The sequence below is a fragment of the Burkholderia sp. AU16482 genome, from assembly GCF_002223285.1.
In the GTDB taxonomy this organism is placed as follows: Bacteria; Pseudomonadota; Gammaproteobacteria; order Burkholderiales; family Burkholderiaceae; genus Burkholderia; species Burkholderia semiarida.
The window spans coordinates 1184646-1198048 of record NZ_NKEY01000003.1 but is presented as its reverse complement, the minus strand read 5'-3'; the positions used below and the strand labels follow the sequence as shown (position 1 = coordinate 1198048).

General features: G+C 69.4%; 11 protein-coding genes. 1 reads left to right on the top strand and 10 read right to left on the bottom strand.

Annotated elements, in window-relative coordinates:
* The first annotated feature begins 134 nt into the window (after positions 1 to 134).
* Complete coding sequence (locus CFB35_RS08115; RefSeq protein ID WP_059643301.1) at positions 135 to 1880, top strand: cyclic peptide export ABC transporter; 1746 nt, start codon at positions 135 to 137, stop codon at positions 1878 to 1880.
* Positions 1881 to 2075: 195 nt separating this feature from the next.
* Here CFB35_RS08115 and CFB35_RS08110 read toward each other — a convergent pair whose 3' ends face one another.
* The 10 genes from CFB35_RS08110 to CFB35_RS08065 all read right to left on the bottom strand — a co-directional run bounded on the left by CFB35_RS08110 (position 2076) and on the right by CFB35_RS08065 (position 13358).
* Positions 2076 to 3101 (bottom strand): ABC transporter substrate-binding protein, encoded by a 1026-nt coding sequence (locus CFB35_RS08110; RefSeq protein ID WP_089464978.1) that lies wholly within the window; start codon positions 3099 to 3101, stop codon positions 2076 to 2078.
* Entirely contained in the window at positions 3098 to 3904 is an 807-nt protein-coding gene (fhuF, locus tag CFB35_RS08105) for a siderophore-iron reductase FhuF (RefSeq protein ID WP_089464739.1), read from the bottom strand. Before fhuF ends, CFB35_RS08110 begins: the two co-directional genes overlap by 4 nt.
* Complete coding sequence (gene fhuB / locus CFB35_RS08100; RefSeq protein WP_089464738.1) at positions 3901 to 5991, bottom strand: Fe(3+)-hydroxamate ABC transporter permease FhuB; 2091 nt, start codon at positions 5989 to 5991, stop codon at positions 3901 to 3903. Before fhuB ends, fhuF begins: the two co-directional genes overlap by 4 nt.
* Positions 5988 to 6836 (bottom strand): ABC transporter ATP-binding protein, encoded by an 849-nt coding sequence (locus tag CFB35_RS08095; RefSeq protein ID WP_089464737.1) that lies wholly within the window; start codon positions 6834 to 6836, stop codon positions 5988 to 5990. The genes fhuB and CFB35_RS08095 overlap by 4 nt, the downstream gene beginning before the upstream one ends.
* Positions 6836 to 7843, bottom strand: coding sequence for a TauD/TfdA family dioxygenase (locus tag CFB35_RS08090; protein WP_059643292.1), 1008 nt, complete (start codon positions 7841 to 7843; stop codon positions 6836 to 6838). The genes CFB35_RS08095 and CFB35_RS08090 overlap by 1 nt, the downstream gene beginning before the upstream one ends.
* Positions 7844 to 7888: 45 nt before the next feature.
* Positions 7889 to 8131: an MbtH family NRPS accessory protein gene (locus CFB35_RS08085; RefSeq protein WP_006476052.1), complete on the bottom strand. Its 243-nt coding sequence runs from the start codon at positions 8129 to 8131 to the stop codon at positions 7889 to 7891.
* 85 nt (positions 8132 to 8216) lie between these two features.
* A complete protein-coding gene (locus CFB35_RS08080; protein ID WP_059584111.1) occupies positions 8217 to 8885 on the bottom strand; it encodes an RNA polymerase factor sigma-70 in 669 nt (222 codons plus the stop codon).
* A gap of 237 nt (positions 8886 to 9122) precedes the next feature.
* Positions 9123 to 10145: a fimbrial protein gene (locus tag CFB35_RS08075; protein WP_089464736.1), complete on the bottom strand. Its 1023-nt coding sequence runs from the start codon at positions 10143 to 10145 to the stop codon at positions 9123 to 9125.
* The gene (locus CFB35_RS08070) at positions 10142 to 10888 is read right to left on the bottom strand and encodes a molecular chaperone (RefSeq protein WP_089464977.1); all 747 of its coding nucleotides are present in this window, start codon (positions 10886 to 10888) and stop codon (positions 10142 to 10144) included. Before CFB35_RS08070 ends, CFB35_RS08075 begins: the two co-directional genes overlap by 4 nt.
* Before the next feature lie 16 nt (positions 10889 to 10904).
* The gene (locus CFB35_RS08065; protein WP_089464735.1) at positions 10905 to 13358 is read right to left on the bottom strand and encodes a fimbria/pilus outer membrane usher protein; all 2454 of its coding nucleotides are present in this window, start codon (positions 13356 to 13358) and stop codon (positions 10905 to 10907) included.
* Positions 13359 to 13403 lie beyond the last annotated feature (45 nt).

Sequence of the window (13403 nt, the reverse complement as noted above, 5' to 3'; positions counted from 1 at the left end):
TGGGACTAAATATTTGCGCGGCCCGTTCGTCTATCAGGGAGGAAAGCCGCAACGGGGCTCGCCCCGCCCGCCGCTTTCGCGTCAGATTTGCCGTTTTCGCGTTATTGCCTGCCCTCCCTTTACCGACGTTGCCGATGACAGCCGCCCACGAGCCTTCTTCCCCGCCGTCCCTCGACGCTTCCCCCGGCCGCCCCGCGGCGCGCCTGATCCTCGCGCTGCTGCGCGAAAGCCGCGTGTCGCTCACGCTGGCGCTCACCGCGTGCGTGCTGAACGGCGTCGCGAGCGTGCTGCTCGTCGCGACGCTGAACCGCGCGCTGTCGCAACCGGGCGCCGCCGACGCGGCGCTCGCGTGGCGTTTCGCGCTGTGCGCGGTGATCGCGCTCGTCACGCGGATCGTGTCGGGCACGCTGTTCGCCCGGCTGTCGCAGGACACGATGGCGCGGCTGCGCGTGCATCTGGCGCGGCGCGTCGGCGCGGCCGAACTGCGCGACATCGAGCGCATCGGCGCGGCGCCCGTGCAGTCGGTGCTGACCGACGACGCGACCAACGTGTCGATGCTGTTCTTCGCGCTGCCGAACCTGGTCATGCACGGCTCGATCGTGTTCGGCTGCCTCGGCTATCTGGCGTGGCTGTCCTGGCCCGTGTGCCTGCTGGCGCTGGCCGCGATCATCGCCGGCTCGCTCGGCTATCACACCGGCGACCGCCGCGCGATCGCGGCGCTCGAAGCCGCCGGCCAGGCGCAGGACCGTCTGTTCGGCTATCTCGGCTCGCTGTTCTCTGGCGCGAAGGAACTGAAGCTGCACGATGCACGCGCCCGCCAGTTCGTCGACGGCCAGCTCGGCGCCGCGATCGGCGAGGTGCGCGACCACCGCCGCCGCGCGTTCAGCGCGTATGCGGTCGGGGTCGGCTGGATCATCTTCCTGTTCTACGTGTTTCTCGGCGTCGCGTCGTTCTGGCCGCAGCTCGGCGTGCATGCCGACCCGGCCGCGGCCGCCGGCTACGTCGTCGTGTTCCTGTTCATGCTCGTGCCGCTCGACGGCCTGCTGAACAACTTGCCGACCGTCAACGCGGCGCGCGTGTCGCTCACGCGCATCGAAGGCGTGATGGCCGAATTCGGCGCGCTGCGCACGGTGCCGCCCGCGGCCGATGCGCCCGACGTGCCGCCGGCCGGCGCCGTCACGCTGCGCGGCGTCACGCATGCGTATTTCCACGAACGCGACGAACGGATGTTCAGCATCGGGCCGATCGACCTGACGATCAAGCCGGGCGAGCTCGTGTTCATCGTCGGCGGCAACGGCAGCGGCAAGACGACGCTCGCGAAGGTGCTGACGGGGCTCTACGAGCCCGAGCAAGGCACGATCGAGGTCGACGGCCGCACGATCGGCTGGCGCGAGCGCGCGGCCTACCGGCAGCGCTTCAGCGCGGTGTTCAACGATTTCCACCTGTTCGATGCGCTGCTCGGCATCGTCGACCCCGACGATCCGTCGCGCGCGCAGGCCGATGCGCGGGCCAACGCGCTCGTCGCGAAACTCGCGCTCGACCACAAGGTGAAGGTCGTCGACGGCGCGTTCTCCACGCGCGCGCTGTCGACCGGGCAGCGCAAGCGGCTCGCGCTCGTCGTCGCGTATCTGGAGGATCGTCCGTTCTACCTGTTCGACGAATGGGCGGCCGATCAGGACCCGTCGTTCAAGGCCGTGTTCTACGAGCAACTGCTGCCGGAGCTGCGCGCACGCGGCAAGGCCGTGATCGTGATCACGCACGACGACCGCTACTTCGATCTCGCCGACCGTCTGCTGAAGCTCGACAACGGGCGCATCGTCAGCGATACGCAACCGGCGCGCCTGCGTGCGCAGGATGGCGTCGATGCGCTGAGCGCGTAACCCAACACGACGGTCGACGAGAAAAATCGCCGGCACGCTGCATTCATTGGCAGTGTGTCGGCGATTGTCGTTTCAGCGGGGAATGTTGCTGACGCGTGGTGAAAAGGAAAGGTGGAAACCGCGCGTCGTGAGGTCGGTCGCAACGCCCTGCCCGTCAAACGCAGCATCGTCCGCGGCTCGACGCGCGCCGCGCGCTCAACGCACGGCCGGCAGCTTCAGCATCGTATCGGTCATCACGTCGGCCAGCTTCAGCGCCGACATCGGGCCGCCGAACCCCCAGATGTTGCGCTCGATCAGCGCGATCCGGTGCGCCTTCAGCGCGGGCACGAAACGCCACACCGGCGAATCGAGTTTCGCCGACAGCGGCACGTCCATCCCCGACGCGGTCACGAACAGCACGGCCAGGTCGCGCTGCCGCAGCAGATCGGCCGACGTCACGTACAGCGTGCCTTCCCGCGTCGGCTTCTTCGGCCACGGATCGAGCCCGAGCGCGCGCGCGAGGCCCGCCGACGTGCTGTTGCCCGTATAGGCCCAGTAACGGTCGGGCAGGCCGAGATCCTGCAGTAGCGCGACGCGCTCGCCGTGGCGGCCCGCGGCCGCGAGCCGCGCCGCATTGCGCGCGATACCGGTGTCGAGTTGCGCTTCGACTGCCTGCGCGCGCGCATCGCGGCCCGTCACCGCACCGATCGTCCGGAAGATCTGGCGCATCCAGTCGAGCTGCGTGACGGGCACGCCGCCTTCGGACACGTTCGGGCTGAACTGGAACAGGATCGTCGGCGCGATCCGATCGAGCGCATCAAAGATCGGTGCATGCCGGAAACCGACGCCGATGATCAGGTCCGGCTTGACCGCCGCGATCGCCTCGAGCCCCGGCTCCTGCCGCGAGCCGATGTCGGTCACGTGCGCGAGCTGCTCGCTGCGATAGCCGAGCCAGCCCGGGTAGAACGCGGTATCGGCCATCCCGACCGGCACGAGGTCGAGCGCGATCACGCTTTCCGCGAACATGAAGTCGAGCGCGACCACGCGCTGCGGCCGCACGGGCATCTTCGCGCTGGCCTGCGACACGACGGGATTGCCGGCCAGCGACACGGCGCCCTGTGTACCACGTGCATCGCCGGCGACGGAAGCCGCGGCGGCCGATGCGGAAAACGCGCCGCAGCATGCGGCGCCGAGTGCCGCCGCGAGCGTGCCGAGCGCGTGACGGCGGCCGGCGTGCGTCACCGGCACGCGTCCTGCTCGGCCAGCGCCGCGTCGTCCATCGTCAGTAGCAGGGGGCAGCTTCCACACAGTTGCGTTTCTCCAGGAATTTCGTAGCGCAGGCAGCACACGCGGCGCGCGCGAAACGGCGTCGGCAGCAGCGGCGAGCGCGGCACCGCATCGCGCACGGGCTGGCGCAACGGATTCGATTCGCCGCGCACGCAGGTCGAACCGAACAGCCAGTCCGCATCGCGGACGGGATCCACCGCGCACGGCAGCGAACGATACGTATCGAGCAGATAATCGAGCAGATTGCCCGCGTTGCTCCACAGCACGCGCGGCGTGACGCGGCCCATCGCCGCGAGCCGCTCGATCACCGCGCCGAGATGCGCGATGAGCCCCGCATAGCGCGGCTCCGGTTCGTCGCACGGCGCGCCGAGCGCATCGTTCGCGAAATACAGCGCGGCCGGCATCCCGTCGTCGAGCGCGACGAACGTGCGCTCGGGCGTCATGTCGAGCGGCCGGCCGAGCGTCAGCGCGGCGACGACGCCGGCCGGCGCCGCGCGGCCGAAATAGTATTTGCTCCATTGCGACATCAGCGCGCGCACATGCTGCGCGGGATCACCGCCGTAATGGTCGACCATCGCGGCGAGCACGGCGTCGCGATGCGCGGGCAATTCGGCGACGGGCACGACGATACGGCCCGGCGCATGCACGTGTGCATCGTCGGGCATGCCGAGCCAGACGACGTCGAGATGTTCGGCGAACGGTTGCGGCGCGAACGCCGAAAAGCGCGTGGCGCGCGCGCCGTCAAGCGCGGGCGTCATCGCCCCGCGCGCCGGGCGCGGCGCCCCTCGAGAATCAGCAGCCCGAGCAGGTACGGCGCGCCGATCAGCGCGGTCAGCACGCCGGCCGGCACTTCGCGCGGCGCGACGACCGTGCGCGCCGCGAGATCCGCGACGCCGAGGATCAGCGCACCGCACGCCGCCGCGAGCCACAGCCGTGTGCGATGCCGGCGCGCGCCGAGCATCGTCGCGACGTGCGGCGCCATCAGCCCGATGAAGCCGACCGGCCCGACCGCCGCGACGGCCGCGCACGCGGCGAGCGTCGCGATCGTCAGCGCGAGCGGCCGCAGCGCGGCCACCGGCAGGCCGAGCGCGGCCGCCTGATCGTCGCCGAGCGCGAGCATGTCGAGCGGCTTCGCGAGCCACGCGAACACCGGCACCGCGAGCACGCACCACGGCAGCAGCATCGACACCTCGCCCCAACTGCGGCCATACGTGCCGCCGACGAGCCACACGACGAAGCGCGCGGGCTGCACGCTTTCCTGCGTGATCAGCCATTGCGCGAGCGTGGTCCACAATGCGCCGATCACGATGCCGGTCAGCGCAACCGCGAGCGGCGCGTAGCGATGCCGGTGATTCAGCGCGAGCGTAATCGCGAGCGACAGCCCGCCACCGACCAGCGCGGCGGCGGCAAGCGTCACATGGCCCATCAGCGGCCACGTCGACAGCGCGAACAGCGTGACGAGCCCCGCGCCCTGCGTGACGCCGAGCACTTCGGGGCCCGCGAGCGGATTGCGTACGACGCTCTGCATCGCGACGCCGCTGACGGCCAGCAACGCGCCGGCGAGCAGCGCGCACAGCAGGCGCGGCATGCGCAGGTCGATCAGCATGCGCGCGAGCGCATCGTGACCGGACAGCGCGGCCGACCAGCGCGCGGGCGACAGCCACTCGGGGCCGGCCGACACGCCGACGAAAACAACCAGCACGCCCGCCCCGACGAACAGCGCGGTGCGCAGCGGCCAGCCGAGCCGTTCGAGCCAGCCGACGAGCCGCGTCGAGCCGCCGCCCGTCGCGCGTTCGGCATCCGCATGCAGCACGCCCGACCAAGCGGCGCCGCGCCGGATCATCGCGAGCATCAGCGGCGTGCCGACCAGCGCGATCGCGACGCCGGTCGACAGCGTCGCGTCGAGGCCCGACGCGAGCACCGCGCTGTCGGTGACGAGCACGAGCGCGCCGCCGGCGAGCGCCGACAGCGGCACCAGCACGCCGAGCCGCGCCGCGCGCGCGCCGCGTATCTGGCGCAGCAGATTCGGCGCGACGAGGCCGACGTACGACAGCGGGCCCGCGATGCTGACGGCCACGCTCGTGAACGCGACCGCGACGATCGTCGCGGCGAGCCGCGTCGCATCGACGCGCACGCCGGCCGCGGCCGCCGCGTCGTCGCCGAGCGTGAGCGGATTCAGCGGCCGGATCACGAACGGCAGCGCGGCGAGCGGCACGACGAGCCAGCGCGCGGCGAGCGCGAGGCCCGTCGCGCCCGGCTGGTACAGGCTGCCGTTGGTCCACAGCGCGGCGCCCGCGATGTTCTGCTCGAAGAACGCAAGCACGAGCGTCGACAGCGCCGCGAACAGCAGCATGCACACGCTGCCCGCGAGCACGAGCCGCAACGGCGTCGCGCGCCAGCCGCCCGCCGCGACGATCGCGCACGCGGCGGCAGCGAGCCCGCAGACGAACAGCAGCGGCACCGACGCGACACCGGCCAACGCCGGCACCAGCATCGCCGCGAGCAGGCCGAGCTGGGCGCCGCCCGTCACGCCGAGCAAGTCGGGCGACGCGAGCGGATTGCGCGTGAGCGATTGAAACAACGCGCCGGCGATGCCGAGGCAGCCGCCCGCGACGAGCGCGGCCGCGACGCGCGGCAGATTCAGGTCGAACAGGAACACGTGCGCGAGCGCGGCGGCATCGCTGCCGGGCGCCGCGTCCCACCACACGCGCAGATCGGGGGCGATCCGTAGCGCGGCGAGCAGCGCGATCAGCACGACGAGACCGAGCGCAATCGCGCCGGCCCGCCCTGCGGTCGCCCGCTTGCCCGTCGCCGCGAGGCGCTTGCGCATCGCGAATGTCGTCATACCGCGAGATCCCGGTCGAAAACGCCGGCCGCCTGCGGCGCGCCGTCGGTCGACGGCCCGTAGGCCGGCACGCACATCGGCGCGCCCGTCTGCGGATGCGCGAGCTTCAGCATCTCGACGCCGAACGCCGCGCGCAGCCGCGCGGGATCGAGCATCGCGTCGGGCGTGCCCTGCGCGACGAGGCGACCCGCGCGCATCAGCACGATCTCGTCGCTGTACGCGGCCGCCTGGTTCAGGTCGTGCAGCACCCACACGATCGTCAGCCCGCGCGCGCGGTTCAGCGCACGCAGCGCATCGAGGATGTCGAGCTGGTGGTGGATGTCGAGGTAGGTCGTCGGTTCGTCGAGCAGCACGATCGGCGCCTGCTGCGCGAGCGCCATCGCGATCCACGCGCGCTGGCGTTCGCCGCCCGACAGCGCGCCGACGTCGCGCTCCGCGTCGCCCGCGAGGCCGCTCGTGTCGAGCGCCTCGTCGATCGCCGCATGATCGGCCCGCGACAGGCCGCGCAGGAAGCCGCCGTACGCATAGCGCCCGTACGCGACGAGCTCGCGCACCGTGAGGCCCGACGGAATCTGGTTGAACTGCGCGAGCATCGTCAGCTCGCGCGCGAGCGCGCGGCGGCGAAACGACACGAGCGGCCGGCCGTTCACCTCGACATGGCCGGCACGCGCGGGCTGCAGGCCCGCCAGCGTGCGCAGCAGCGTGCTCTTGCCGCAGCCGTTCGGTCCGCACAGCGCGGTTACGCGGCCGGCCGCGATCGACAGGTCCAGCCCGTCGATCACGACATGGTCGCGATATCCCACCGACAGCCCGCGCGCGGCAAGCGCGGCGGTACTACGCGTCATCAATCCTCCGTTCGGTCGCGCGGGACCGTATAACTCTGCGCCATCGCGACGACGACCTTGCGCGGCCCCTCGAACGGGTCGCGCGCATGCGCGGTCAGCATGTTGTCGAGCATCAGCACGTCGCCGGTGCGCCACGGGAACACGATGCGCTGCTGGTCGAGCACGCCGCGGATCTGCGCGAGCGCGTCGGCCTCGAGCGGTTCGCCGTCGCCGTAATACACGTTGCGCGGCACGTTCTCGAGCCCAACCGCGTCGACGAGCGCTTCCTGCATGTCGTCGTCGAGCGCCGACAGGTGAAACAGGTTCGCCTGGTTGAACCATACGCGATCGCCCGTGCGCGGATGACGCGCGACGGCCTGGCAGCGTTCGCGTGTGCGCAGCAGCAATTCGCCGTCGTCGTCGGTGCGCCATGCGCATTCGATCCCGCGCGCCGCGCACATCCGCTCGACCTCGGCCGGCTCGTCGGTGCCGAACGACTGCTGCCACGGCAGATCGAGCCCCTGCCCGAAATTGCGCACGTACAGCAGCTCGCGCTTCTCGAAGCGCGCGACGAGCGCGGGATCGAGCGCGCGATACACGGCGCGGCTGTCCGCGATCGGCGTCGCCCCGCCCTTCGGCGCGGCGAGCGCGCAGTGGAACCAGATGCGCAGCGGCCATTCGCGCGTGTACGACTGCTCGTTGTGCAGCGGAATCGCGCGGTGCGGCGGGTATTCGGTCGACGTGTAGACCGCGCCCTCGACCTGGCTGCGCGGCGTCGACGCGTATTCATAGCCGATCAGCGGATCGCCGAACGAGGCCGCGAATTGCTGGAATGCGTCGATCGACGGCACGCGAAAGCCCGTGAACAGCACGCCGCCCGCCCTCTCGAGCGTGTCGGCCGCGATCTCGCGCGCGAGCGGCGCGACCTCGTCGATCGACATCCCGTCGTTGCCGCGCGGCGACACGACGGTGGGCAGTCCCGGCTCGATACGCAGGTCGTCGAGCGTCGGCAACGAAAGCAGGGTCATGCAACGTCCTCTTCAGGTGGCGCGCCGCGCATGCGGCGCAACGGGTCACGACGCGCGCGTCGCGCGCTCGCCGTCCATCGCGCGGCGCAGGCTCGCGGGGCGCATGTCGGTCCAGACGGTCTCGATGTGCGCGAGACAGTCAGCCTTCGGGCCGCTCACGCCCACTTCGCGCCAGCCGGCCGGCACGGGCCGGAACGTCGGCCAGATCGAATACTGTTCTTCGTCGTTGATGACGACCGTATAGACGAGATCGTCGGTGTCGGCGGAAGGCGTCGGGGCTTGCGTCATGATCGGAAATCGCTGGGCGGTTGAAGGAGGCGGAGCGGCGAATTGGGCCGCTCCTGTCTGATAGACGGTTGGCCGGCGCGTTTTTTTACCGCCGCCGCGCGCGGCCGCCCAGGAACACCGGGCAGGCGACGCCGCGATGGCACGCGTCAAGGCATTCCGCGCAGTGGCGCTCCGCGTCGCGCACCATGAAATGCACGAGCGTCTGCGACACGTTCAGCGCGCGCGCCGCGGTCTGCAGCGTCTCCTCGCGCAGCCGCACCATCTCGAATGCGGCCCGGCTGCGCGCCGGCAGGTCGTCCAGCGCGGCCCACACGCGCCGCAGCGTGTCGCGCGTCATCAGCGCGGCTTCGGGCGTCGGCTCGGGCGACGGCACGTCGAAGCCGTCGTCCTCTTCCGTGTGATAGATGTTTTCGAGGCTTTGCCGACGGCACGCGTCGATCGACGCATTGCGCACCATCCGCGTCACGTACGCGACCGGCTGACGCACCGCGTCCTGGTTCGGGAATTCGACGAGCTTCACGAACACGTCGTGCACGACGTCCTCCGCGCGGCTCGCGCAGCCGACGAAGCCGCGGGCGACGTTGACGAGCATCGCGCGATGCGAGATCAGCACATCGAGCAGCGCGCCCTGCGCACGGGGCTCGGCCGCCCGGCGCGCACGCGGCGCGGCGCGCGGCGGCAGGTCCGGATAACTGCCGAGGAACGGGTTCGCCGCTGCCGCCGCCGGTCGGTCGAGCACTTCCGCCATCGCCATCGATCTGCTCCGTCAAATTCCGAGATAGCGCAATTTAACGTAAACGCAAATCATTCTCAATCCGATTACAGGATGACCCTTCCGGTTGTCGGGATTTGTCTGAACAATCGACGGAATTCATGTTTTGACGGATGGGACGCATCCGGCCGCACCATCTGGCGGCGAGCTTGAATAAACGCCGACACGCCGGCGTTTCCCTCGATCCGCGTGCCGCCGCTTCGGCCGCGCCCGCCGCCGTCAGTAGATAAACAACCGAATCGTCGCCGTCGCGTCGAATCGTCCGATCTTCGGCGGACCGAACGACTTCAGCACCGCGTCCATCAACACGCTCTGATTCATCACGTTGGACGCGAACTGAGCCAGCGTGAACTGCTGGTTGAACGGAATGGCCTTGCCCTGGCTGTCCTCGATGCCGATCCCGAAATTGCTGTCCTTCGCCGGCACCAGCAAACCGTTCTGGACCGGAAAACTCGTTTCGAAATATCCGTCCACCCGCACCGCGACGTTGCACTTCTTGGTCAACGACAACGAGAACCGCTTGCGCGGCACCGCCGGCAGGAAGCCGCTACCGGCCGCCTGCACCTGTCCGAAATTGACGATGCCCGGTTCTGGCGTCACCAACACGTCGACGAAGCACGGCGTCGGCTTGAGGTTGCGCAGGCCGCTCAGGCGGTACTGGAAGCTCGTGCCGAATGCATTCAGGCCGAACTCGCCGTCGAACTGGAACACCGTATAGATATCGCTCGGCGGCTGGATCCAGTTGCCCTTCTTGCGCACGACGACCTGATAGTCGATGCTGATGTTCGTGCGCTGGCAACGGCCGCGGTCGAAGTCGTACCGGCTGCACGGCGGCACCGCATACCCGGTAAACACCCCGCCGCCGCGATTGCTGGTCTTGTCGAAATAATCGACGCCCTTGTAGCGGATGCCGATCTCGAGCCCCCATGCGGCAGGGTCCGTGCGATTCGGATTCGCGTAGAAGTAAATGTTGTCGACGACCTTCAGGCTGCCGGCGTCACCCAGATCCTTGTAGCAATACCCCGACGTCGTGCGCACCGGCGACACCCAGATCACATAGCCGTCCGGCGCATCGGTCGGGTACGACGCCACGCCGCCGATCGGCTCGGTCAACGAAGTCGCGCCGCTGTTGGTCAGGCAGCGCAGCGCCCACGCCGGCTGCACCGCCGCGACCAGCAGCACGAGTACGACCCAGCGCAACCATGCCGCCGACGACACCCGGTGACGCATGCGCCCGCTCATCGCTTCACGCTCTTGCACACACCCGCGTCGCACGCATATTCGACCGCCACCTGGCCGCCGTAATCGTCGATATGCGTGACGAACAGCGTCGACGGCGTCGCCGCCTTGAAAGGCACGTCGGCCGTGCTCATCGGGCTCACCATCACCGGCTCGATCGGCACCGGCGTCTTCTGCGCGCCCGCGCTCACGTCGACGACCGTCACGTGGTACGGCGTCGGGTTGTCGAACACCAGCCTGTGCGCGGCCGCGTCGACGCGCAGCGTCATCGGCAGCGTCCAGTCCTCGTCGCGGGCGGGTTGCACGGCCTTCGGCCGGTAGAACAGCTTCATCTGCGTATGCAGCGCGATCTGCAGCGTGTTCGGCGTGTCGGTCTTCGGCGGCACTTCGCGGATGTTCAGATAGAACACCGTTTCGCGATCGGCCGGCAGCTCGGCGCCCGGCAGCTTCGCGATTCGCAGCACGTTGCGCTCGTTCGCCTCGATGCGCTGCAGCGGCGGCACGACCATCAGCGGCGACGTGACCCTGTTGCCCTTCGCGTCCTCCAGCCACGACTGCACGAGATACGGATACGTCGTGCTCTTGTTGGTGATCGTCACGATCGCGGCCTGTTCGCCTTCGTTGAAGATCACGCGCGTGCGATCGGGCACGATCGCCGCATGGGCGGCGCCCGCGAGCAGCGCGCCGGCGGCCGCGAGCACGCACAGCGCGCGCCGCGGGAAAGAAAGGGCAAAGGAATTGTTCATCGCTGGATCCGTGAAATCATCGTTCGACGCGCGCGGCCGCCGCATGCGACTCGCCGGACGTCCGGCACGTCACCGGAATCGGCGTGCCTTCGAGTTGGAGCTGGCTCGGCAGTGCGTCGATCGTGCAGAGCGTCCGTTCGCCCGCCCGCACCGCCAGCGTGGATTTCGGCTGAACCTGGGTCAGGAACGCCGCACCGCCCTCGCCGACGATGCCGAGTTCCTTGCCGTTCGCCGCGTCCTGCACCGACGCGCCGAACGGCAGCGGCTTGCCGGCCGCGTCGGTCAGCGTCAGGTACAGATTGCTGCCGCGCGCGGCGGAGAATTTGACGAAGCCGATCGCGCCGTCGGTCAGCACCATGCGCTGGATCGGGTTCGTCACCTGCACTTCGAGCGGCAGCTTCTCGACGTTGACGGTCGCGTCGTACACGTTGTACGGCGAGATGCCGTCGAGCACCGCGTAGCCGCGCGAATCGGTATGCGCAAGCGTGCCCGACAGCGGCACGTCGGGCACGCCGTCGGTCGACACCAGCAGCCGCGTGTCGCCCGCATTGCCGTTCGCGTGCGCGGACACGCCGTACTGCGTCGCGACGAACGAGCCGTCGACCTCGAGCGACGCGGCCGCATACGCATTGGCGAGCGTCGATGCCTGCGCGGTGAGCTGGTACGCCGACGTGCGCTGGCGGAAGCTCGCGTTCGCCGATGCACCCCCGTCGGTCTCGCCCGCATTGACCTGATACGTGCGGCCTGCCGGATCGTCGTAGATGTAGCCGGCGTTCACGCTGGTGCTGCCGCTGCCCGTCGTCAGGTTCGACGTGACGGTGTGGCGGCCGCCGATCGGCAGCGTCGCGGTGACCGAGAACTGATTGCCGCTCGCGCCCGCGCTCTGCGTGCGAAATGCCGACACGCTGACGTTCAGGTTGCGCAGCGTGCCGATCGAGAACGCACGCGTGAGCGTCAGGCCGACCCGCTGCTCGGACGCACGCGCCCAGTAGGTCGTCTGGTCGTACGAGAAATAGGTCGACGTGTCGCCGAAGCGCTTCGACAGCGTCGCCGAATAGCGCTGCTTGCTGTTGGCGAGGCCGTACGCGGTCGGATCGCCCGAGAATTGCGCGAAGTTCGTGTACTCGCGCTCGGAGAAGCGGTAGCCGAAAAAGCGCACGTCGGCATCGAGCCCGTCGAAGTGCTTCGAATAGTTGATGCGATACGAGTTGCCGTTGCGTGTCGCGCCGTTCCACCACAGGCGCGCCCGCGCGTGCGTGACGTCGGCCGACACCGCGCCGAACGCGCCGAAATCGCGGCCGACGCCGAGCGCGACCGACGTGTAGCCCGACGCAGCGATGAAGCCGCCATAGGCCGTGATGTCGAACGGCAGCCCGTACGCGATCTCGCCGAAGCCGAAGAACGGCGCGATGCCAGCGCCGCCGAACAGGCGCGGCTTGCCGACCGCCGCCTTGTAGCGCAACTGCCCGGTGCGCGCGAGGAACGGCACGGCGGCCGTCGTCACCTGGAAGCGCTGCACGCTGCCGTCCTCTTCCTCGACCGCCACGTCGAGCGTGCCCTGCACGCTCGTATTGATGTTCTGCAGCGCGAACGCGCCCGGCGACACGCGCGTCACGTACAGCACGCGGCCGGCCTGCGACACCGTCACGGTCGCGTTGGTGCGCGCGACACCCGAGATCAGCGGCGCATAGCCGCGCAGCGACGGCGGCAGCATGCGGTCGTCGCTGCGGATCGACGCACCCGTCAGCGCGAACGTGTCGAAAATGTCGGAGCTCAGGTAGTCGTCGCCGAACGTCACCGTCGATTCGATCGACGGCAGCGCGCGAAAGGCATACAGCCGGCTGAAGCGGAACGTGCGGTCCGCGTACGCGGTGTTCCCCACGTTCGATTGCGCCTGGTAGTCGCCGCGAAAGCGCCACGCATCCCAGTTCGCGCCGACCGTCCCGTAGGCCTGGATCGAATTCGTCTGCCCGCCGCCCGAGCCGAAGTTGCGGTTCGTGTTCGCGATCACGCGATAGTCGAGCATCGCACCCGGAATGCCTTCGGACCAACGCGCCGGCGGCAGGTAGGTCGAATCGTTGAACTCGAGCGCCGCCTGCGGAATCGTGATCTTGAGCCGCCCGTCGCTTTTCAGGTAACGCACGGTCGCGCCCTCGATCGCGCCGAGGTCGACGCAACGCCCACCCTGGAAGCGCGGCAGATCCTTCACGAGCGACGGCTTCAGCCCGAACTGCGCGACGAGCTCCGGCCGCAGGCACGGCTTGCCCGCGCCTGATGCGTCGAGCGCGATGAACTCGATCGATTGCAGCCCGTAGAACAGGTCGTTGACCTGCACGTCGAGCATGTATTCGCCCGGCAACGTGAAGTCGGGCTGCGAGAACTGCGACAGGTCGACGTTGTTCGTACCGCCGATGTCGAGGAACGACGAATTGAATTCCGTCGCCTGGCTCTGGCTGCCGACGACCAGCACGGAGACGCAAAGGAAGGAATGTCTGATTCGCACGCGGCGCTACCG